Raw genomic sequence first — 21,792 nt, forward strand, 5'->3', positions numbered from 1 at the left:
ATCGCGCTCCCTTTGTTGTGTTTGTCACTGAGTAAATCAAGACATGAAGCCTAAGTTTGAGGTTGAGAAATTACGGATGTTTGGAAATACATAATCCAACGCCGCGTTATCACCAATGCCCATCCATTGCGTGAGTGTCGCGCCAACTTGGTCCGCTGCTATTTTCGGAATCAGACGACCTTTGGAATAGTCATCTTCGCCACCTAATACCAACTCAGGCCAAGTTCCAATGGGTTGAGAGCCTTTCACCGCACCACCGATTACGAGCTGATGTCCACCCCAACCATGGTCAGTGCCGTTACCATTGTTTGTCATTCTTCGCCCAAAGTCAGACATAGTAAATGTCGTGACATTGTCACTCATGCCTAGACCTTCGATGGCGCGGTACATAGCAAACAAATTCGTGGCGAGATCGCCAAGTAATGCTGGATGCTTAGACAACTGTGAATCATGGACGTCATAGCCAGTGTGCTTAACGAAGAATACTTGGCGATGTTGATTCAACGCACCTTGGCTCGCAATCAGTTTGTAGACGGTTTGCATTTGTTTACCTAACGTACTTGAAGTAAAAAGAGGGGCGTTATCAACATCATTTAATTGTTGAGCTAAAACGCCACTCATGGTCATAGATTCATCAACCATGAGATTGAAATGGCCACTGAAAGGGTTATTTGTTGGTGTTGATTGGAGTTGGTCATAAATCTCTTTGTATAACGGATTGCCCAAGGCACTCAGTTGTACTGCTCGGTCTTTTTTTAGCACCGTTTGACGTTGTTCTAATCCACGCAACCAAAGGGAATCACCATGTACGCTATACAGTGGCGTAATTTCGGAAGAAGGGTTCATTACGTCTAACATTCTGCCTGCCCAACCTAGGTTGGTAAATTCGTCCATCCCACCACGTAGCCAAGAATTTGTTTGAGAATTATGTGAGAACAATTGGTTTGGTAAAGGGACTTCACCAGATTCAATCGCCTGCTTAGTCATTGGTTGCTCTAGAATTCCGCTATTGAGCACAACGGTAGCGTCACCGTTATCAAACATCTCTGATAACCTTGCAAGTTTGGGGTGCATCCCTAAAGGGACGGTATTACCTTGTTTGTCTGTCGCATTTAGCCCAATCGGAATAATAGTGTTTTTTGCAACGGATAACTTGCCTCTCACGTCTGCATATTGGTCATAATGAAAATCAGACAGTGGCAATATGGTGTTAATCGCATCGTTACCCCCCGCCAAATAGACACAGATTAGGGCTCTAAAATCGTCATTCGGGGAAGCGAGAGTGTAAGCCGGAAGTCCAACGGTCGCTAATGCACCAAGAGAAGCGGTTCCTTTGATAAAATTTCGTCGTGAAGTGTTCATAGTTCGCTCCTAATCTTGAATGTAAAATTCGCTGCCAGAAATCGCTGTAAAGATCACCAAGGCTAGTTTGGTTTTTGGTACATAGTTAGTCTGATAATTATCGAGTACATCGAGCATGAGTTGTTTCAGCTCCGCAGAAGCGGTTTTAGCAAAGAAGCGAGTATCAATGGCTTCGACCAACGCTGGATGGTTGTCTAACAAGCTGTAGAGTTCATCCATATCAAGGGTATAAGTGGCATCGGATTCTTTTCGAACGCTATAGAGCATAAAGTCGACCAGTTCGCTGTAGACAGACCAATCAAACAACTCGTATTCGGGTGAGACCATGCCCGTGAAAACGAAATCTGATGAAGGTTGGTAATCGGGTGAGTAGAAGTTGAATACGGAAGGAGAACGCATAGGTCCTTGATTAGCGATGTTCATTAACGTCACAGCGCCATCGTATCGCGATGCGGTAAGGGTTAATCCCGCAGCACGATGAAAATTGGTAAGAACAAGAATTGGCTCTTTGATTTTCATTGGGCGGTGAGTGGTTAAGCCTCTGGCTTCGTCATCTAACAAAAGGGCTTTAATTACCGCACTTAAATCGCCTTTCACTCCTTCACCGTTATTGTTAAAGACCGACGCGACTCGTGAAACGTATTCTGGTGTTGGATTAGAAGTCACAAACCGTTGAATCAACAACTTAGACACAAATGGGCCAATATTGTTGTGTGCCATCAATATATCAACCACTCGATTTAGTTCTTCATCTGCTGTTAAGCCAGCAGGGATGGTGGTGCCAAGTACCGTTTTTTCTCCTGTATCATGACGGTTGCTAATCACCCGCATCGGCTTCACAAACGCAGTATCTGACATGTTCCAACCAGTCAGAGCGCGTGCCAATTCTTGTATGTCTGTTTGTGAATACGTCGCTAACGGTTGGCCCGTTTCTTGATCAAATTTAACGCTGCCATCAAGGTTGAGTTGGTACAAACCAATGGTAAATAACTGCATTAATTCCCGAGCAAAGTTTTCGTCTGGTAGGGCTCCTGTTACGGTGTTTTCTTTCGCGCTGCCCATCATAGATAGGTAATTACCCATCACAGGGTGCTTGGCGGTGTGTAAAAGCAAATCTCGATAGTTGCCAAATGCATGTTCAACCAGCAAATCGTAGTAATTTGTTAAGCCATCTGGCTTGCTAGACAGAATGCCACCATATCGGGAAACCACTAAAATTTGACTAAGAGCATATGCTGCTCTTTGTCTAAGTTGATCGTCGGCGGTAAGTGCTATTTGATACCAAGCATTTTCTCGATTGGCTTGTGCACCTTTATTGAAGGGCGTGGAGTAAAGATCGCTGTGAAAAGTAGGAGGTAGAAGAATTTGTTTTGTAATCCAGTCTTGATAACTGATTTGTTCAACTTGCTTGAGCAATTCAGGCGTTGGACCAAATGTAGTTTGATAGATAAAACGGGCGATCGCTCGATCTGGGTCGTCTTCATCGGCAGATACAGGGCCTACAAAGAACAGCAACATTGCGACAAAGCCAAGCACCCAACAAGATATTTCGTTTTGTTTCTGACGTCTCATAGTTAACTCGCTTACCCAAGGAACGACTTAAATCCATTTAACGGGAGTAATGAAGCTCATGGTGAGCTAATTAATAAATTTAGTGAAATCAAGCAGCTGCAGAACGGATTATAGACGGTAAAAATCACTAGCAAAGTTATTAATTGCAGAAAATAGTTTCGAGTACGCTTAATTTATGATGAGAAAAAATATATAAGTGACTGAATCATCGAAATACCGATAAGATGTGAGCTAACTCAAATAAAATATGAAACTTTTTTGAATCGTTACTGTGAGATGAGGAATCGGTAAGTCAAAGTCGTGGTGATAATTACATCAAATATAACGCTTAGTTTGATTGCTTTGAGCTTTTAAGGAAATTTGGTCTAAAAAACATGCCAACACGAACTCACTAATAATAAAAATGCCAATTGGGGCGCCTAAAGCGTGAATATGTTCACGATTGTACGTAAATCACACAGGGGAATGCGATCTGTTACTAACATTTATCAAGTCGATCAGTCGACATTAATGGAGTTGCAGCTAGAAGATGGGAGACGTAATAGCTGCACAATAAATGTTGGATAGGAGAGCACAAATGGAAGCTCGTAAAACTATGCTTGCTGTTGTTATTGCATCTGCCGTCGCCGCGTGTGGCAGTGATGATAATGACGAAAGCGCCAGTCAAACATACACGATCAAAGGCACCGTCGTTGATGGCTACATCTATAACGCATTGGTCTGGATGGACATCGATAGAGATGGTGAGCCCGATGCCGATGAACCTCAGGCGAATTCTGGGCTCGATGGGACATATTCATTTCAAATCACAGAAGCGCAAAAGAGTGCCTTAGTCGGTGTGCCTATTCTTGCTCAACTGACGAATTACTCTGTCGATGTGGGGATTGAACCCCCAACCACAATGGAAGAGTTGGAACAGAAGCTTACGGCTAATGAAGCTGAGAAAGTCTTTAAAGATGCTGAAGATAGTCATGCCATTGTTCTAGGCATGCCCCCTTTAACACAAGCCGACTTTGATGATCTTGAAGACGGCGAACTCGATGGTCAGGTTATTAATCCTTTTACTACCCAAGTTCATGAAGAGCTGACCTCTAGAGTAAGTGCCGTATTAGAAGATCAAAACGTCGATGAACTCAGTGATGAAGAACAGGAAGCACTGCTTATCGCTCTCGGTAGTTTAGTGAACCAAGCGATTGACGATGCCGTTGAGGAGTTAAAAGAGGAACTCGAAGGCAGTGGACTGACTGATGAGGAGTTAAAAAAACGTTTGATGGGAGACTTCATCGCTGAGGGCGACTCGGGAGAGATCTTAGAACTTGCCGAAAGCAAAGTCGATGAACGCATATCGGATGAGCGAGTCGCCGAGGAACTGGAAGATGAATATCCGGATGGCAAGGTGACCCATTACTCGTATACCGACAGTTACTATGGTACGCCAGACAACATGGACATCTCATTGGACTTTACGGTAGAGGGCAGTGAAACGGAGATCGTCGATGAAACAGCGAATACATTGACCTACCAAGCGACGGCTACAGAATATTATGAACGAGCCGGCGTAAAAACGGTGTTCAGTACCTTCACAGAGGAAGCGGTACAGAACCTAGATGACGGTGCGTTCACGGCCAAGATAACGTTTAAAGCAGACTTGAACTTCGATGGCGAGTTTGATTTCACCAGCCATGTATATGATGTCGGGGTGGCGAATGAGGGAGAGACGCGCAGCCAATGGAAATTCACTCGCTATATTGATGAATCCAACCCCGCCGATTCTGGTGGTGACAGCGTCACTACAGATGACCCAGAACGAGAGTTAAGCTACAGCACAGTTGATTTGCTGGCAGAAGCCGTCATGGCTGGCGACATGTCCGGTGTGGACTTGTTGCAAACCATGGTTGAGGTGGAAGAAACAACGACCGAATACGATTACGAATCTCGTGAATTTAAAGAGTACGAACTAGATGCTGTAGTTCCATTAGAAGCCGCTACCTATGCGCAAGTCCGTGAGCGCTGGGACTACGTTGATGGAGGTAACAAAGAAACCATCATGCACGATTGGGATGCAGATGGGTCTTACAATGAAACCACGACGAGTATGAACAATGCGGACGGATCTGAATCCTTTACTACAGCTGGACCTATCTGGAACTGGGATGGTTCGGTTAACTTGGAATATCGAGTCAACTATTGGGAAGAGTACACGTACACCAAAGATGTGAACGACGACTATCAAACAGTTGAAACGAGCGTTGGCGGTAAATACATTCTCGACGAAGCTAACACCGTTAAGAAGGTTAATGAAAACGGTGAAGGCATGATGTTCAACCGTTGGGATGAAGTTAAAACCTATTGGTCAGAGACAGATATTCGTACTCATGTTGAATGGCAACACTTTGCAATTGAAGGGTATGACTACACCTTTAATGATGGTGGACAAAAATACAGTACTCTGATCAACGACAATTACACAGGTTATCCTGAGTACGTCGGTCCTTATATTGAAGACTTAGACGAACTGGTCGACGGTTGGCTCGAAGAAGGACTGTCTGAACAAGCGATCTGGTTGCGAGTAATTGGTGAGTCTATCCGTGGCGTGAGTCGCAGTGAAGGTTACGATTACTGTGAGGTCAATGCCACTGGCGCATCGGTGAATGCAGTGCTGTTGTCGTCGGAGCTGACAAACTGTGGCGGTCTTCAACCATTAACGGCGGATGATGTTGTCGATTCAAGACTGACGAGACGCAAAGGAAACGGAGTCGAAGTTCGTTTCTGGGACATCTATGAAGGTGGCATGGCCGATCGCGCGACTTGGAAAGCCGATGGCAATACTGAAAATCTCGGTTGGGATTGGAGTATCACGTCAGAAGGGTATTTGAAACTGAGTAAAGGAGATGACTTCGTCAGGTTAATAGCACCTTACTTCAAAGGTGAATATGGCGCTGCGGTTATCATCTTTGACGAGTACTCAGATACGAGTATGAACGAGATGTGGAGTACGTATTTTGTTGATACTGTGGATTTATACATACCACCGCAACCAGAGTAAAAAGCGAAATTGCTTATAGCATCGATAACGAAATAAGCAGAAGAGCTTCAACTAAAAAGCCGTTCACTCATTGTATTAACATGAGTGAGCGGCTTTATATTCTAACGTTTTATGCTTAACGGTTTATTTTCTCGCTAGTTTATGGTGCGCACGAGAGAAATGATCGGCACAGAATGCGCCAACAATGGAAAGCTCACCTGCCAAGCATAGGCCAGCAGCGACTTCTGCTAACGCTTTTGCTTTGCCATTACCGTGCAAGCCAAGTATATCCAAACACGCTTTTTGAGTTGGTAAGCCAGTACCACCGCCGACGGTGCCAACCATGATGTTTGGTAATGTCACAGAGGCGTACAGATCACCATTCGTGTCGATATCCATTCTTGTAATACCAACTGCTGATTCGGCAACACATGCCGCGTCTTGGCCACATGCAATATAAAGTGCAGTGAGAGCATTCGCATAATGTGCATTAATACCGATCGATCCACTAAGCAAACCACCGACCATAGTCATTTTTCCAAATTTCACCATGGCTTCTGGGGTGGTATGCAGGTATTTCTCAACCAACGTTTTTGGAATGGTGACTTCCGCTGATACTTTTTTGCCCCGCACAGAGCGCAATGTGTGCGCATTTGCCTTCTTATCGCCAGAGAGATTGCCATCTAAGAATGCATCTTTTGGTTGGATAGGACTGTGCTCAAGAATGTAGTGGAATACTTTGTGCGTTGCGATGGTCACCATGTTCTGACCAGATGCGTCGCCCGTCACGTATTCGAACACCAAGTAAACATGATTACCTTCGATGTTGACGTTGATGTCTTTCAGCTTGCCGTGCGTAGTGGTTGATTCGGCTTCTTTACGGAAGATATCGTATTGAGTCACCACCCAACTGACGAACTGCGCGGCTTCTGCAAGTGATTGGAATCCAAAAACAGGTGTACGACTGACCCCTTCGCTGATCAAAAGGGTACTTGCACCACCAGCAGCGGTAATTAAGTTCGCGCCGCGGTTATAAGAAGCGACGAGAGCGGCTTCTGTTGTGGCGAGCGGTACTAGGTAGTCGTCATTCGCGAACAAGCCGTTAATACGTAGAGGTCCAGCAACACCTACAGGCAGATTCACCGTGCCAATAAAGTGCTCGATGTTGTTGGCGTATTGGTCGTAATGCGATTGCGTGAAAGGATCCAGAAGAAGATCTTTGTCAGTCATGGATTCGAGGACTTTCCATCGGCGCTCGATGTGTTTTTTCCGTCAGACCTGCACTGAGGCAAAGTTTCTTCTCTGGTTTGTGGTATTTCGGTTCTAATGCCGACTGTACTTTTTCGCAGGTTTCATTATCAGAGAGTGCAGAGCTATTCCTTGCGCTGTCTAAATTTAATTTCGGCATACAAACGTTTCTTTATTCATTTGGTTTGGAATTGTAGTGATACAAAACGTGATTACAATCCCGCGTATACGTTTTGCAACAAAAGGCTGCTTAACTTCAAACTCACTGAAATCTTACTTGGCGAATAAATGGCCCCTTAAATGATTGGTATAAAGCGTCTGGTTTTCGCACCTTTTGCCGCTATATTATTGAAAAGAAGAGAAAGGGTGGGCGGATTTGAAAGGTTAAAGTCGAGCAATGAAGAGCTTGAATAGAAAATTCTTCTTTCTGTAAAGATTATGCAAAGTGGGCGTTCTACTCTAATTTGAGACAAAAAAATAATAGGTTGAAATGTGGTCAAGTGGCGTAAAATGGTAAATAACTTGGTTTGCGCCGCGGCATAATAGCCCCACGTTTTCAATTGAGGGTAACGTATGATTGTTTACTTTCGAGTTCAGGACGTAGAAGTGTTGTGTGATGAAATAGACCTCGCAACACTGATGCAAGCCAAACTCAAACAATTACCAAGTACCAAGCCTCATATGGACTGAGCAGTATAACGTCACGAAGTGCTGGATGCGTTCAGCGCAATCGACTGTTTATACACTTTAGGAGATAACCCGGACACTCTTTTAAAGGCGCGCGAAAAGTGCGAAATACTGGTGTAGCCAAGTTGATTGGATATATAAGTGAGAGAGTGTCCTTCTTCCATCAATTCACAAGAAACAGAGAACATCAATGACTCTTTAATATGTCGAAAAGAAGTGCCTTCATTCTTTAACTTTCTTTGAAAGGTTCGAACAGAATAGCTCAGCAACTGAGCCGCTTCTTCTATCGACAAATTACGCTCTCGGACATAAGGGCGCAGGAGTTCAAACACGCTATCGGTAAAACTTGTATGCCACTGAATCTGACTCGGTTCAGCGCCTAACTGTGAGTCCGATATTTGGATTGGTACGTTAAGAATGTCCGCGGGAATGTAAACACCGGTCTTCTCTTGACCCACAAATATCTGGCACTGGCTAGGAACAACACTTTTTACGATATCGCTGTTGCTGCCTTGCAGGCGTACCTTGCTTGGATACCAAGCGGTTTTGGTCAAAATGCTAATGAGCTCAATGATGTAAATCACAGCAAATGCTTCAGACCAGTTAGCGATTTGCGTGTCTTTCTGTTCCGAATATCGACAGAACCAGGCATGACCATGATGGGTTTCGAAAGAAACGTTACTGCCAGGCGAGTCTAAACTGAAGATTTCATCGATGTGCTGCATTGAATCGCCGATGGTTTGAAATGGCACAAACTGATGCAAGACATTGGGTATGACGCGGCGGCGAAAGACTAACACCAATAAGTCGGTGAATTTCGTTATACCAAGTTGGGAAGAAGTAAGATGAATCAAACGTTTTATCGATTCAGACGGAATGTAGTCGCTCTCGGTTTGGAATAAGTCCGCTGGTAAGCCAGCGTCACTCAGTAGCTTATGCTTGTCCAAGCCATAGTCGGCAAAGACTTCGACTAGGATTCGAGCATAGTTAGTCTGAATGACAGGTAGATGAAACGTTTGATTTGGCATTTTAGCGGATACTCCTTGTATACCCAAGTAACCTCTAAGTGCGAGGTTCAGCGAGAATGGCTTGGTTTGTAGACGCGGCGACGATTTGAAGATCTAGTGGTGCTACAAAGTATACATACCAAGCCAACTCGCCCTTAGGGAGCGTGTCACTGACTTGATTTCCGCGTCAAACAACTGGGAAATAGCTAGCTATTTCCCAGTTGCTTTCCTTGAACTTAAGCCAGTGACAGCGCTCTGAATCCGGCACTAAGAGGTCACTTGGGTATAAATACCATTTTATCTTAGCGCATAACGCACGGTTTTAGATATAGCTCGCTATTTATTATTCAATTAATTGAAGGTTGAGCAGGACGGTATATTCTTAAAATGTTCAATCTATTCAATGGCAAGGGGATAACATGTCCGAGAACGAAAAACAAAAACAGCCAACGGAAGTGGCAGAAAACAAAGAGACGAATAAAAAAGACAAAGTAAAGACGGTTACCAACTATCTGCTTTTGTTCATTGTCGTCATGCTCGGGTTCAGCATTGTGTCAGACCGCATCATTCCAGTGACTGATAATGCGCGCGTTAAAGGCTATATCGTGCCGATAAAACCTCAGGTTTCTGGCAACGTTTTAGATATTAAGGTTCGTCCGAACCAACTTGTTGAAGAAGGTGACGAGCTCGCCGTTCTCGACAAATCAGATTATGAAATTGCAGTGAAGCAAGCCGAAGAGAATCTTGAAATCGCAGGGCAAAACGTTGGTGCGCAAACCGCATCAATCGCTTCGGCACAAGCAAGGTTAACTTCAGCGATTGTTGAACGCCAAAACACAGAAGCGCAAGCCAACCGTGTTCTTGCGATGGCGGAGAAAGGTGTGGTTTCTAAATCAGATGCAGACAAAGCACGAGCGTCATTGGCAACCGCAAGAGCGAACGTAGTAAATGCAGAAGCGGATCTTGAAAAAGCGAAGCAACAACTGGGTGCCGAAGGCGAAGATAACAGCCAAGTAAAAGCAGCATTGCTGGCACTTGAGCAAGCTCAACTGAACTTAGAACGTACTGTGATTCGTGCGCCAACTCAAGGCGGTGTTTCAAACTTCAGCTTGGCCGAAGGCTTCTATGCTTCAGCAGGTCAGCCAATCATGACGTTCGTGTCGACAGAAGACATTTGGATTGAGGCGTACTTCCGTGAAAACAGTTTAGGCAACGTCAGCATTGGTGACGAAGTAGAAATCGCCCTCGATTTTGTTCCTGGCAAAGTCATCAAAGGCAAAGTTAGCAGCATCGACTGGGGTGTCGATTGGGGACAAAACCAACAAGCGGGTAAGCTCGCGCAAGCTAATCAACAAACAGGTTGGTTACGCCAAACGCAAATGCTACCAATCGCTATCGAGTTTGATCGTGAAGAAGTAACAGGAATGCTACGTGTTGGCGGGCAAGCAGATGTGATTGTCTACAGCGGTGACAACTTCGTGTTCAACACGCTTGGCAAACTTTGGATTCGTCTACTGAGCGTACTGTCTTATGTCCGATAATCTGAGCATTGATAACGCAACTCAACGTCGGATTCTGCGCTTCACCATTGGTGTAGGTCTGGCGGTGTTTCTCGCTGCTTGGATTAATTGGCAACTGGCGTTTGTCGCGCCGGTATTTACCGCGAAGTTCTTGGTCGATAAGCCAAATCTTCATCGAGAAACGATTTACGAGTTGCTGCTGGCATTGATTGCCACCATGGGGTTGGGGCTGCTTCTTTCAGGAGGCATTACTCAGTATCCAATTGTTCTATTGATTGCCGTCGGTCTGATGATGGCATGGGGTTACTACTTGTTTACTGACCCCAAATGGAATCTATTCGCGACCATTTTGTTGATTGCGGTATTGATGTTGCCATTTATGGCAATAAACAATCCAGCGGTTTCCTTGGTTCTCGCAAGTGGCTTGGCGATTTCTGGAGCGGTATCGGTGGCGATTTTTGCTCTGGTTCATATCTATTTACCAGAACCAGACAGCGAGTTCGCTGGTTATGCGGCTCCACCAATTGGCAGTGAACAACGTTGGCATGCGTCATTTCGAGCCATGTTGATTTCATTTCCAGTGGTGTGCTTCTTCTTTGTCTTTCAGATTTCAGAAGCGCTGCTCACCATGATGTTTGTCGCGTTGCTGTCTTTGATGATTACGTCAGAGAAGTCAGTCAAATTAAGTGCGTTCTTAATCATCAGTAACGGTATTGGCGGGATACTTGCCATCTTGGCTTTCTCGATTCTCGCTATTGTGCCAAGCATATTCTTTTACACCGCCTTTATTGCGTTATTGGCGGTATTGATAGGGAAGAAGATTTACACCGTGCCAGAGAAGGCACCGATATTCGCCACGGCGTTCAGTACCCTGCTTGTCTTAATCGGCAGCACGCTAATGAGCTCTGGAGATATCGACAGCAATACATTTATCCGAATCTTCCAATTGGTGTTGGTCGGGACGTACATGATCCTCGCATCACTCTTTTTGGAAACCCGACAATGGAAGTTTTTGCAAACATAACACTTAACAGACAGTGAAAGGTAACGCTATGAAAGCTTCAAATGATTTCTCTAAACAGGCGATAGACGCCGCTATCAAGATCGGAGCCGTAGCGTTACTGATCTGGTGGTGTTTCTCTATCCTCAGTCCATTCATTATGTTGGTCGTGTGGGGCGGCATTATTGCCATCGCTCTCAACCCAGTCATGATGTCCCTTCATAATCGCTTAGGTATCTCAAAAGGTAAGGCGAGTGCGCTCCTCAGCACTATCGGTGTGCTGTTACTTTTAATTCCACTTATCGCGCTCTCATCTGGTCTTTATACCAGTGGTACCGAGGTAGTCACTGGGTTGCAAGATGGCACTTTAGTTGTACCTAAGCCACAAGAAAGCTTAAAAGAGATCCCTGTCGTGGGCGACAAGCTGTTCGTTGCGGTTAACTACGCATCGACCAACATGGAAGGCTTCTTAGTCAAGTATGGCGAGCAAGTGAAAGGCTTCCTTTCTCAAGCAGCGTCCATCGTTGGCTCGGTAAGTGGTGGATTCATCCAGTTCATTATTTCGACCATGATTGCTGGTGCGTTCATGAGCAATGCAGAAGTGTGCCAGAAAGGCTTTACCAAGCTGGCTGACCGCCTCACCAACAAGAAAGGCGAAGCGTTGATTGATCTTTCAAAATCGACCGTTCGCAGTGTGGTTCAAGGTGTGATTGGTGTTGCTCTGATTCAATCGGTTATGGCAGGTGTTGGTATGGTCGCAGTAGGCGTTCCTGCTGCTGCGCTTTGGATGGTGGCCGTTATTCTGATTGCGATTGTTCAATTGCCGCCGATTCTGGCATTGATTCCTGCGATTATTTACGTGTTTAGCGTCGAATCGACACTGGTTGCTGGCATCTTCCTAGTCTGGTGTATTTTGGTGAGCGCGAGTGATGCGGTACTGAAACCAGTACTTCTAAGCCGTGGTTCTGACACACCAATGCTTGTTACATTGTTAGGTGCTCTGGGTGGTATGGCAATGTCTGGTATCGTAGGTCTGTTTGTTGGTGCCGTGGTACTGAGTCTGACTTACCAGTTGATGGTGAACTGGTTAGATGAAGATGACACTGAAGCAAACAAAGCAATGAGCATTGACCAAAAAGCGAAGGAGGAAGACAAAGCAGAGGTGGCATCATGAAACCGATGACCAGGGAAGATAACTTTTACTTTTTGTTCTTTGCACTTATTGCGTTGTTTTTTGGCTGTGCCGTGATGCATCAGTTTTATCCCGATGGTCAGGAATTTGTTCTTGCTCTTTTGGTGGTGACGCTAGGTGCTTCGATTGCAGGCATCAACAAGAAGAACAAATCCAATCGTACATGGTATGGTGTGTTACTGATTGTTGCCGTCATCTCCTATGGTATGTCGTTTTTAGAGCATTTAGACCTGTCCATTTTGACGCTAGGTGCATTACTGGTTTTCTTGTTTTCACATATATACTCGGCGCTAAAGCAGGTGGTTTTGACCAAGTCGGTCACGACAAACCACATCATCGGTTCGATTTGTATCTATCTGCTGCTAGGGCTTGCGTGGGCGGTAATTTACTTGTTGGTGTTGGAGTTTTTCCCAAGCTCTTTCACAGGATTAGAAGCAAAACCTTGGCTGTCGAACTTGTTTAATGCTTTGTACTTTAGCTTTATCACATTAACGACAGTGGGCTATGGTGACATTTCACCGACGGTTCCGGTGGCTCAATTCTTCGTTTTCTTTGAAGCGATAGTCGGGAGCTTTTACTTAGCCATCATGGTGGCAAGTTTGGTGAGTATTCGTTTGGCTCAAGCACAGAGTGAGTAAACAAATGAATGGCGGAGCGGAAAAGTCTCCGCCATTTTTGTTTTAAGAGGAAATGAACTTAGCCATTAAATGCACGAGCAACGCGACCTTCACAACGGATTGTGTAGCTACCCACATAAGCAGGAATGAAAGCCGATTGCCCTTTACCAAGCACTAATGTTTCGCCGCTTTTTGCAAGAAGCGTTACGTCTGCATCGATCGGCATTAGGATTTCCGCACTGCTCATCTCAACTTGTTGATCTTTTGGCTCTTGGAACACAGAGAATTTGAAGTCTTGTACAGGGACTGGGAAGTTGTGCTCACAGCCGTCGATTACTGCTTGGGTTAGTAGCGTGTTCATTGGTTTTGGAATGAAGTCGGTACACTTAACCAGTTCTTCCACATCCATGTGTTTTGGTGTTAAACCAGCGCGAAGTACGTTATCTGAGTTCGCCATGATTTCCAGACCGGTACCTTTAATGTACGCGTGAGGCGTTCTCGCGCTTAAGAACATAGCTTCACCGGGTTTTAGCGTAATAACATTCAGCAGTAATGGGGCAAACAAACCCACGTCATTCGGGTATTGCTCAGCAAGGTCTAAAATCAATTCACACACAGGGCGTGCTTGGTTGGCTGCTGCGTAACTTAATAAGTGATCCACTGCGTTAAACTTGCGTGCTTCTTCCATGGAAAGAATCTCCACGAAGAACTGACACAAGCCGTCTTGGTTAGGGTTGCGTTTAAATTGCTCTAGGTAACCGTTAATCTCTGGAATGTCACACAGGCGGAACTCAGCGATGATTTCATCAAACGGGCGAAAGCCGTTCATTGCTTGGTATTCAGTAAGTGCGTAAACCAGTTCTGGCTTGTGGTTGGCATCTTTGTAATTACGATTGAATGCACTCAGCGGTACACCTAGCTGTTGTTCTTTTGCATAACCGAGCTCCGCATCTTGCTTGTTTGGGTGCACTTGAATAGACAATGCTTTATCCGCCGCAAGAATCTTGAATAGGAAAGGTAGGTCACCAAAGGCTTCAGCCGTGCTTTGAGATAGAAATGCTGACGGATCCTGCTTGATCAATTCTGATAAAGACACATTTGTACTTCCTTGTTTAACGATAGAGCAACCATTCGGATGCGTGCCCATCCAAACTTCGGCCTGAGGTTGCTGAGCTTCGTTAGCAAAGCCAAACAAATCGTGGATAGCTGTGCGGCTTCCCCAGTCGTAGTTTTGGATCTTATTGTCCATTTTAAAGAAGCATTTTGATGAAATAGTATTCGAATTCATGAATTTTACCCGTAGAAAACCCTCCGAATTGAATCGGAAGCAAAAAATAGTGGAGATTGGGCGGGTGAGCGGTTAACTCACCCTAAAAGATGTAGAAGTCGCTTCTACAATCAGATGTCTATAACCTAAGCTTGGGAGCGAGCGGCTTTCTCGAAGGTTGAGCCTGCAAAAACGGTAATAACAACAAGCCAATAACGGCTGCGCATACCGAGATAGTGATAAAGAATCCAGTCCAGCTGTACCCTTCAAGAATCAATGCCAATGGGTAGCCAGAAAGTGCAGCTCCCATATAAGCAAACAAACCAACAAAGCCCGTGGCAGCACCAGCAGAATCTTTGTGTGAACATTCCGCTGCAGCCATGCCAATCAACATTTGTGGACCAAACACAAAGAAGCCAATCGAGAACAGTCCCGCAGCTTGGAACGCGAAGTTGGTTAAAGGCATTAACCATAGTGCTGCGACAGATAGGAATATACCTGCGGCAAACAATAGGTTCATTGGGCCTCGGTTACCACCGAACAATTTATCCGAGCCCCAACCAGCCACTAGAGAACCAACAAAGCCACCGATTTCAAACATCGACAATGCAGCGTTGGCATTGATTAGGCTGTAGTGGTGTTGTTCTGTCAGGTACAAGTTACCCCAGTCATTGATGGCGGTGCGGACGATGTAAACCAGTACATAGCTGAATGCGAGCAACCAAATGTACTTGTTGTTGAACACGTATTGTTTGAGGATTTCTTTGTAGTTAAGACCTTGTCCGTGATTCTCTTGGGCCAGTTCTAACTTGTCATCACGCCATTGACCAACCGTTGGCAGTCCTTGAGTGGTCGGTTTATCGCGCAAGCGCCAACAAACAATGACACCAAGAATGACGCCGATAATGCCCGGTACGATAAAGCCTTCTCGCCAGCTGTAATGGAACGTAAGAAATCCAACAAGTAGGGGAATTAAAGCGCCGCCTACGTTATGGGCGGTGTTCCAAATGGCCCACAAGAAACCACGTTCTGAGCGCGAATACCAAGTGGTAAGTAACTTAGAGCACGAAGGCCAACCCCAACCTTGGAACCAAGCGTTCATTACCCAAAGTGCTGCGAGTGCAACCAAAGAGCTAGAGAAGCCAAATGCGATATTGATCAAGCCCGTCGCGATTAAACCGACACCCATGAAAAAGCGAGGGTTAGAACGGTCAGAAATGGTGCCCGAGATAAACTTCGATAAACCATAGGTGATGTAGAAAAGCGTACCAATCATACCGATATCGGCTTTATCTAAACCTAAATCAGCAATCATCGCGGGTGCGGCGTAGTTAAATGTTTTGCGAGTGAAGTAAAAGCCCGCATAACCGAGATACATGCCCAGCATGATGTGCAGACGCCAATAACGATAACGTTCATCCACTTGGTCTTTACTAAGGGGAGCTTGGTTGTAGCTCGGAGACTGAAATAATCCAAACATGCTCGTTACACCTTAGGTAATGTGATGGCGATTTGTGTGCCATCCACATGATCGTTCAAAGAGTAGATATACATTTTGCCGCCGAGTGCTTGTACGCGTTCTTGCATGCCACGAACGCCCATGCCTTTCATGCAGTCTTCGGTTTTGAAACCAATGCCGTTGTCTGCGATGTTCAACGAAATGTTCTCGTCAATAGACAGCTCGATAACAATAGACGTCGCGTTCGCATATTTCGCAGCGTTGTTTAACGCTTCTTGGCACAAACGGAATAGGGTGACTTTTAGCGTGTCGCCTAAAGACTCATAGTCACCTTGCCAATCAAGCACAACGCGAGTGCCATGATTGTCGAACTCCATTTCACGGGTTAACTGGTGAACGGAGTCTTTCAAATCCAGATCGTCGAGCATTTTCGGACGCAGTTTGCTCAGCAAATGTTTGGTGGTGTCATAAACATTGAGTGATAGGTTTTCAATCATGTCGGCACAGCGTGTGTTCATTTCGGCATTATCAACCCGCTTAATGATGCTGGCTTGGGTACGAATCGCTGTGATGTTCTGACCAATTTCATCGTGCAGTTCTCTTGCCACGTCACGACGCACCGACTCTTCCGCTTGAATGAGTTTTCGAGACAAGGTTTGGTTTCTCGTCAGTTCGCCACGTAGCTTTTGGTTAAGATCTTTTTGTTTCTGCACTGCTAAACCGAGCATGATGCCCGTTAAGGTTTGTGCAGAAAGGGACAACAGCAGGTCAGTGATTTCTAGGTTCGAAACACCGCTTCGCGCAGCGATCAAGGCAATACTGTTTAACATGGTCGCAAGCAGTGCACCTTGCCAGCCGTAGCGTAGCGCAAGCACAATGATTGGGATTGCCATGCAGAAAGGCGCGAAGCGTTTTAACTCATCTGGCAAGCTGGTTTGAACCAAAATGCTGGCAATCAACAGCACGCTATAAAGCAGAATATGACGAACTTTGAATTGGACTTCGTTCGCCAGTAGATTCGAGGTCAAAGGCGACCAAGGGCTCTGGAAGAGATAGTTCCAGAGTAGGTAACACATTGGCAGAATCAACAAACCGCCAGCAATACTTGCCAACCATGCCATGTATACAGATTGAACATGATAACCAACCGCAAGTACGTTAATGCAAGACGTAACGAGCAACACGACCGCCATCACCGCTAAGTGCTGATTCTGATCGCCTCTGTAATAACGCTTAGCAAAGTACGCTACGGGAATGCTCAATACGCTGGCCACCAACACCATCAACCATTGTGGCTGTTCAAGAAGTAGAGCGAGTGCAACGGTTAATCCCCATTCGGCGAGGTAAATCGTTGCCCAATACTTTGTGCGCGTGTGCAGTGTTAATCCCAAACGCAACGCGAAGGGGAACAACAAGATCGCAAGCTCGGCATCGTTCACAAAGTAATAAGCGATCACCCAAAGACAGAACCACGAGCATCCTGTCATGAATAAACCGCAAATAGAGGTGATGGTGTAGCTACGCATTAAAACGACTCTTGCGAGAACAGTTTGGCGAGTTCAACGTTGTTCTTTACGCCTAGCTTATCCATGGCGTTTGCACGGTGAACGTGAACGGTTTTATGGCTTAAGCCAAGCTCAGTGGCGATTGACTTCACATCCAAACCACGAGCCAGCAATTGACACACTTCGTTTTCTCGGCGAGTCAATTGAGTCAGCGTCGCCGCTTTGTCACTTGGTGTCGCAAGCTTCAACGCAATATCGGGCGTTAGGTAACAACCGCCCGATGCACTGGTTCTTACGGCTTGAATCAACTCGTCAGGGCTACAACGTTTACTTAGGTAACCTTTTGCGCCGAGTTTAAGTGACTTTTCAACCATTGCTGGCGAGTCATGTACGCTCAACATGACACAAGCAATACCAGAAGGGATTTCGGAGAGTAGGGCAAGCCCACTTTCGTCTGCCATCGAGATATCTAGGATAACCACATCTGGCTTGCACGCAGGTAATCCCACTCGAGCTTCTGCTACCGAGCTAAATTCACCTACAACATTCATGTCTGTCTCAAGGCTCAACAACTGAGCAAATCCAGAACGAACAATGACATGGTCATCAACAAGCGCTACGTTAATCATCTTAAATACCAAACTTCAGCAATACACAAACGAAAATGAGCTCAATACCAATTGGCGCTAGATAGGAGACAATCCTTTGGCACCTTTGATATAGAGAGCTCAATAAAAACCTACAATGATACTAAATTGACCAAGTTTATTTAATGATCTAGCGCGCTTTGACTAGCAAAGCGCGCTGTTTGATTAAGCTTGGTTTTCTGCGAGTTCAAGCTTCTTCTTGTTTTGACGAATCTTTTTCTCTTCTGCGATAGCAACGAAAGCAAGCAAAACAATACAAATCATTGCTGAGGTATCTAGGGCAGCGAACGTGCCTTTCCAACCCGTTAGACCAAAGATTGGCGTACCGTCTGCAATCATACCTAGACCCAACTTCGCGAAGCTGTCACCAATTAGGTAAGCGAATGTGCCTTTTACGCCGTCTGCCACACTGATTGCTTTTTTAGGAACAAAGCCAACCGCAGCAACACCGATAAGCAGTTGAGGACCAAACACTAGGAAGCCAATAACAAATAGCGACGCTAGGTACATGAACTCACTGGTTGCGTGTTGGTAGAACTCAAGTGATACGATGATCAAACCTAAAGAAACACAAGCCACTAGCGCACGGCGACCATTTGCAAGGTCAGATAGGTAACCCCACATCAACGTACCCACAAGCGCACCCACTTCGAATAGGGTAAAGCCAGAGATTGCTGCTTCTTTTGATAGACCAAGTTCTTGGTATGCGTAAACCGTTGACCATTGGTCGATACCGATACGCACGATGTAAAGGAAGATGTTTGCAAAGCAAAGTAGCCAGATCACTTTGTTTTTCAGAACGTACTCAACAAAGATCTCTTTCTTAGTCATTTGATTGCCTTCAGCCGCTTCGTCTTCTTCGCTGACTGCTTCATCAAATAGCTCTTCTACTTTACCTAGACCGTAGGCTTCCGGAGAGTCGTTACCATAGCGCATACCGATGAAACCAACGATGATCGCAATGATAGAAGGGAACACGAACATGCCGATTACGTGACCGTCGAACAAGTAGTTAGCACCAAACAGAGCCACACCTGCAGCACCTGCGCCACCTACGTTGTGAGACATGTTCCAAAGACCTAGGTAAGAACCACGCTTGTTACGCGGTGTCCATTTAGTAATGGTCGAGTAACTAGAAGGACCACCAGTACTTTGGAAGAAACCACTCAGTGCATAGAATGCGACCATCATGAACAAGCTCGCGCTACCGCCACCCATGCTGAAGCTGAACCCAAGCATCGCCAGACCAGAAAGGATAAGCATAAAAGGGAGGAACTGCTTGGTATTTTTGCCATCGGCGTAGTAGGAAACTACGGTCTTACCGATGCCGTAAGTAATCGAGAAACCCAGACCAATCAAACCTAGATCGGTCATCGACAAACCGTAAGTTGAAATCATGTCGTTTTGCGCGACGTTGAAGTTTTTACGGATCAGGTACATGGTCAAATAGCCAATAAATACCACTAGGTAGGATTGGATAAATGGTTTGAACCACATTTTTCTACGTACTTCGACAGGAAGATCGAGGGTAGGCTTCCGGACTTGTTCAAGGAATTTTAACATCGTGAACTCTCTTGTATTAGTGTGATGCACTTGCGTGCTCGCTTTCTTTTAGCTGTCGGCGATTGTAGAGAGTCCTCTTTTGAACCACATGAGAGGAGGGCTTAGATCGACTAGGAAAAATTCCTAGAAAACGATTGCTGATTAAGAAAGCGTGAAAATCATCACATTCTGTGCGGGATAGCCTTAATTCGAGCAATAAGCATCCAGTTACCTAGTTAGTTTCTTCCTTGGCGTAAAATGGTAAGGATTAAAAACTGCACAAAATAAAATCACTGTCTGATTTCTTCTCAAGGTAATAAGCCATGATACGAAAGGTGATTATATTAACGATGCTAATCTCTGGCAGTGCATCGGCAAATTTACATATTTGGAAAGAGAGAGAGTTCACCGCATATACCGATATGACGGAAGTTCAATTTCTTTTAAAGAATAAGTACAACAAAAAAGCGGATTATTATCTCAGAATCGATGATAAGACGTTCAACAGTAAAATAACACTCGATCCTCAACAAGAAGTGTCATTAAACGTTCGAGTCAAAACACCTGCGGGCCAAATAAGCAAAAAGAAAATTTGTACTCGAATGGTGAATAACACACCAAATAGCTACGAAGTGTGTTCTAACATCCGGTTAAAAAGGTATTAAAGCATGATCACGATTGCTAGCAAGCGTGTTCTGTATTGTGGCTTGCCTTTGTTACTGCTGAGTTTTGGTGTTATCGCAAATCCTATTCCCAGTGTTTCAAACCCATCGGGTACAGACAGAATCAGAACGTCTGAAGGCGCAACCTGTGAGCAAGCCGTGTCAACTGGTAAAACCTTTCAGGTCGGTACGTATGGCGCAACGGGTCAAGAAGACAGTGATAACTACTACAACAACTATTACCAGCAAAACCAAGATGAGGCGGGCGTATACGCGTCACTGACTTTTCAATTCGGTGGTGAGGAACGAGTCGATTGTACTCGTCTTTATGAATTCGAATTGCGAGAGAGAAAACGGCAGGAAGAACTCGCTCAGGCAGAGCACGAGCTGAAGCTTTTGCAAATTCAAGTAGAAACACAAAGGCTCAAGAGAATGAAGCAAACTCAAACCACTTTTTCGGAGTGAACATGAAACTCAAGAAACGACCGGTCCGCATTGCGTTGTTAGCAACCCTTATTGCTGCGACTGGTGTACAGGCTCAAGCGCTTAAAGATAAGGACGAAGCTACGAGTGACGACGTCACGTTTAGTGCAACTATTCAAGAACAATGCGGCATTGATGTCACCATCGCGAACGCTGATCTTGCTTTTGGTGAGCAATACAACGATTCCAAAGCTCAAGTTAAGTTGATTAATAACGAAGACGACGGAAAAATTGAGCTGAGCCTTGAACCATTAAAAGAGCATGAACTCGGTAACCATATTGATAAAGAAGATGTGTGGTTTAAATCCGGCGGTGTCCATGAAGAAAATATGAATGCTAAAGATTGGGAGTCAGGCATAGAATATTCCCGTGATGACATTCGAAATAATAACCTAGTTGACTTGTCTGCTCGAATTAATGTGGATGAAAGCAATTTAGATGCGGACCAATATACATTAGTCACTAATTGGGTTATCGAGTGTGATTAATAATAAATTAATGAAAGCCCTTTAATAGGGCTTGTTTTCTTATGAAGCAATTTCTAATTTCATTATTAGCAGTCGCGCTGTTAAGCGTGAGCTCGCTTTCTCGTGCGGCGCAAGTTCATTTTCATAAACATATCGATGAGTCTTGTGGCATTGAAGTGATTAAAGAGCGTGGCGAAATTCATTTCGGTCGAAGATTTGGTAGTGATTCACTAACGCTCAAACTACTTGCGAATAACCGAGATAAGCGTCTCTATTTTCGTTTGTCCTATTTCAATATCGATATGGGTGCAGAGACCATCAGTCCGGAGCGTATTCACTTTAAAGTGGATACGCCGGAACGTTTTGTCGGTAATCTTGACTACTGGCGGCAAGGCATTGAGCTAAACCTTGAGCAATTAGATTCGAGTAAAGAAGTTCGAATCAGCGCCAGAGTTGATATGAACGAGTATCAGATGCCTGCAGGTGAGTTCTCTCTCAATATGGAATGGCACTTAGATTGCTATTAATGA

16 protein-coding genes and 1 pseudogene are annotated in these 21,792 nt (G+C 45.1%); 8 read left to right on the forward strand and 9 right to left on the reverse strand.

Features of this window, described 5'->3' with window-relative positions:
• Positions 1 to 36 precede the first annotated feature (36 nt).
• Together C1S74_RS22095 and C1S74_RS22100 are read right to left on the reverse strand one after the other, a co-directional pair.
• Positions 37 to 1,362: a DUF1501 domain-containing protein gene (locus C1S74_RS22095; protein WP_045401714.1), complete on the reverse strand. Its 1,326-nt coding sequence runs from the start codon at positions 1,360 to 1,362 to the stop codon at positions 37 to 39.
• Positions 1,363 to 1,371: 9 nt separating this feature from the next.
• Positions 1,372 to 2,934: a DUF1800 domain-containing protein gene (locus tag C1S74_RS22100; RefSeq protein WP_045401717.1), complete on the reverse strand. Its 1,563-nt coding sequence runs from the start codon at positions 2,932 to 2,934 to the stop codon at positions 1,372 to 1,374.
• A gap of 577 nt (positions 2,935 to 3,511) precedes the next feature.
• Between C1S74_RS22100 and C1S74_RS22105 the strand changes: the two genes are divergently transcribed.
• Positions 3,512 to 5,980 carry a hypothetical protein gene (locus tag C1S74_RS22105; RefSeq protein WP_045401721.1) on the forward strand — a complete coding sequence of 823 codons (2,469 nt, stop codon included), beginning with the start codon at positions 3,512 to 3,514 and terminating at the stop codon, positions 5,978 to 5,980.
• A gap of 123 nt (positions 5,981 to 6,103) precedes the next feature.
• Here the strand turns inward: C1S74_RS22105 and C1S74_RS22110 are convergent.
• Together C1S74_RS22110 and C1S74_RS22115 are read right to left on the reverse strand one after the other, a co-directional pair.
• Positions 6,104 to 7,367 (reverse strand): annotated as a pseudogene (locus C1S74_RS22110) (hydroxymethylglutaryl-CoA reductase).
• A 541-nt stretch (positions 7,368 to 7,908) separates the two neighbouring features.
• Positions 7,909 to 8,922, reverse strand: coding sequence for a helix-turn-helix domain-containing protein (locus tag C1S74_RS22115; protein WP_045401725.1), 1,014 nt, complete (start codon positions 8,920 to 8,922; stop codon positions 7,909 to 7,911).
• A gap of 398 nt (positions 8,923 to 9,320) precedes the next feature.
• Here C1S74_RS22115 and C1S74_RS22120 point away from each other — a divergent pair, with 398 nt between their 5' ends.
• Genes C1S74_RS22120 through C1S74_RS22135 form a run of 4 tightly spaced genes read left to right on the forward strand, consistent with a single transcriptional unit; the run spans position 9,321 to position 13,251 of the window.
• Positions 9,321 to 10,442, forward strand: coding sequence for an HlyD family secretion protein (locus C1S74_RS22120; RefSeq protein WP_045401727.1), 1,122 nt, complete (start codon positions 9,321 to 9,323; stop codon positions 10,440 to 10,442).
• Positions 10,432 to 11,445: a DUF2955 domain-containing protein gene (locus C1S74_RS22125; protein ID WP_045401730.1), complete on the forward strand. Its 1,014-nt coding sequence runs from the start codon at positions 10,432 to 10,434 to the stop codon at positions 11,443 to 11,445. The genes C1S74_RS22120 and C1S74_RS22125 overlap by 11 nt, the downstream gene beginning before the upstream one ends.
• A gap of 28 nt (positions 11,446 to 11,473) precedes the next feature.
• A complete protein-coding gene (locus C1S74_RS22130) occupies positions 11,474 to 12,595 on the forward strand; it encodes an AI-2E family transporter (protein WP_045401731.1) in 1,122 nt (373 codons plus the stop codon).
• Positions 12,592 to 13,251, forward strand: a complete 660-nt coding sequence (locus C1S74_RS22135) for a potassium channel family protein (RefSeq protein WP_045401733.1) — start codon at positions 12,592 to 12,594, stop codon at positions 13,249 to 13,251. The genes C1S74_RS22130 and C1S74_RS22135 overlap by 4 nt, the downstream gene beginning before the upstream one ends.
• A gap of 58 nt (positions 13,252 to 13,309) precedes the next feature.
• On the opposite strand, the gene manA is transcribed toward C1S74_RS22135, so the two are convergent.
• The 5 genes from manA to uhpT all read right to left on the reverse strand — a co-directional run bounded on the left by manA (position 13,310) and on the right by uhpT (position 19,671).
• On the reverse strand, positions 13,310 to 14,518 hold the full coding sequence (manA, locus tag C1S74_RS22140; RefSeq protein WP_045401734.1) for a mannose-6-phosphate isomerase, class I: 1,209 nt from the start codon (positions 14,516 to 14,518) through the stop codon (positions 13,310 to 13,312).
• Positions 14,519 to 14,636: 118 nt separating this feature from the next.
• On the reverse strand, positions 14,637 to 15,977 hold the full coding sequence (gene uhpC / locus C1S74_RS22145) for an MFS transporter (protein ID WP_045401737.1): 1,341 nt from the start codon (positions 15,975 to 15,977) through the stop codon (positions 14,637 to 14,639).
• 5 nt (positions 15,978 to 15,982) lie between these two features.
• On the reverse strand, positions 15,983 to 17,482 hold the full coding sequence (uhpB, locus tag C1S74_RS22150) for a signal transduction histidine-protein kinase/phosphatase UhpB (protein ID WP_045401740.1): 1,500 nt from the start codon (positions 17,480 to 17,482) through the stop codon (positions 15,983 to 15,985).
• On the reverse strand, positions 17,482 to 18,090 hold the full coding sequence (uhpA, locus tag C1S74_RS22155; protein WP_045401742.1) for a response regulator transcription factor UhpA: 609 nt from the start codon (positions 18,088 to 18,090) through the stop codon (positions 17,482 to 17,484). Before uhpA ends, uhpB begins: the two co-directional genes overlap by 1 nt.
• A 183-nt stretch (positions 18,091 to 18,273) precedes the next feature.
• The gene (gene uhpT / locus C1S74_RS22160) at positions 18,274 to 19,671 is read right to left on the reverse strand and encodes a hexose-6-phosphate:phosphate antiporter (protein WP_045401745.1); all 1,398 of its coding nucleotides are present in this window, start codon (positions 19,669 to 19,671) and stop codon (positions 18,274 to 18,276) included.
• Positions 19,672 to 20,318: 647 nt separating this feature from the next.
• On the opposite strand from uhpT, the gene C1S74_RS22170 reads away from it, so the two are divergent.
• From C1S74_RS22170 to C1S74_RS22180, 3 genes are read left to right on the forward strand one after another with little or no spacing between them, the layout of a single operon-like run.
• On the forward strand, positions 20,319 to 20,777 hold the full coding sequence (locus C1S74_RS22170; protein WP_045401747.1) for a hypothetical protein: 459 nt from the start codon (positions 20,319 to 20,321) through the stop codon (positions 20,775 to 20,777).
• A gap of 2 nt (positions 20,778 to 20,779) precedes the next feature.
• Positions 20,780 to 21,283 (forward strand): hypothetical protein, encoded by a 504-nt coding sequence (locus C1S74_RS22175; protein ID WP_045401750.1) that lies wholly within the window; start codon positions 20,780 to 20,782, stop codon positions 21,281 to 21,283.
• Positions 21,284 to 21,324: 41 nt separating this feature from the next.
• On the forward strand, positions 21,325 to 21,789 hold the full coding sequence (locus C1S74_RS22180; protein ID WP_045401753.1) for a hypothetical protein: 465 nt from the start codon (positions 21,325 to 21,327) through the stop codon (positions 21,787 to 21,789).
• Positions 21,790 to 21,792: the final 3 nt, after the last annotated feature.

The sequence above is a fragment of the Vibrio hyugaensis genome (assembly GCF_002906655.1).
Classification (GTDB): Bacteria; Pseudomonadota; Gammaproteobacteria; order Enterobacterales; family Vibrionaceae; genus Vibrio; species Vibrio hyugaensis.

Coding starts and splice junctions, on each gene's coding strand:
- C1S74_RS22095 (WP_045401714.1), bottom strand. CDS start 1,362: ATGAACACTTCACGACGAAATTTTATCAAAGGAACCGCTTCTCTTGGT.
- C1S74_RS22100 (WP_045401717.1), bottom strand. CDS start 2,934: ATGAGACGTCAGAAACAAAACGAAATATCTTGTTGGGTGCTTGGCTTT.
- C1S74_RS22105 (WP_045401721.1), top strand. CDS start 3,512: ATGGAAGCTCGTAAAACTATGCTTGCTGTTGTTATTGCATCTGCCGTC.
- C1S74_RS22115 (WP_045401725.1), bottom strand. CDS start 8,922: ATGCCAAATCAAACGTTTCATCTACCTGTCATTCAGACTAACTATGCT.
- C1S74_RS22120 (WP_045401727.1), top strand. CDS start 9,321: ATGTCCGAGAACGAAAAACAAAAACAGCCAACGGAAGTGGCAGAAAAC.
- C1S74_RS22125 (WP_045401730.1), top strand. CDS start 10,432: ATGTCCGATAATCTGAGCATTGATAACGCAACTCAACGTCGGATTCTG.
- C1S74_RS22130 (WP_045401731.1), top strand. CDS start 11,474: ATGAAAGCTTCAAATGATTTCTCTAAACAGGCGATAGACGCCGCTATC.
- C1S74_RS22135 (WP_045401733.1), top strand. CDS start 12,592: ATGAAACCGATGACCAGGGAAGATAACTTTTACTTTTTGTTCTTTGCA.
- manA (WP_045401734.1), bottom strand. CDS start 14,518: ATGAATTCGAATACTATTTCATCAAAATGCTTCTTTAAAATGGACAAT.
- uhpC (WP_045401737.1), bottom strand. CDS start 15,977: ATGTTTGGATTATTTCAGTCTCCGAGCTACAACCAAGCTCCCCTTAGT.
- uhpB (WP_045401740.1), bottom strand. CDS start 17,482: ATGCGTAGCTACACCATCACCTCTATTTGCGGTTTATTCATGACAGGA.
- uhpA (WP_045401742.1), bottom strand. CDS start 18,090: ATGATTAACGTAGCGCTTGTTGATGACCATGTCATTGTTCGTTCTGGA.
- uhpT (WP_045401745.1), bottom strand. CDS start 19,671: ATGTTAAAATTCCTTGAACAAGTCCGGAAGCCTACCCTCGATCTTCCT.
- C1S74_RS22170 (WP_045401747.1), top strand. CDS start 20,319: ATGATCACGATTGCTAGCAAGCGTGTTCTGTATTGTGGCTTGCCTTTG.
- C1S74_RS22175 (WP_045401750.1), top strand. CDS start 20,780: ATGAAACTCAAGAAACGACCGGTCCGCATTGCGTTGTTAGCAACCCTT.
- C1S74_RS22180 (WP_045401753.1), top strand. CDS start 21,325: ATGAAGCAATTTCTAATTTCATTATTAGCAGTCGCGCTGTTAAGCGTG.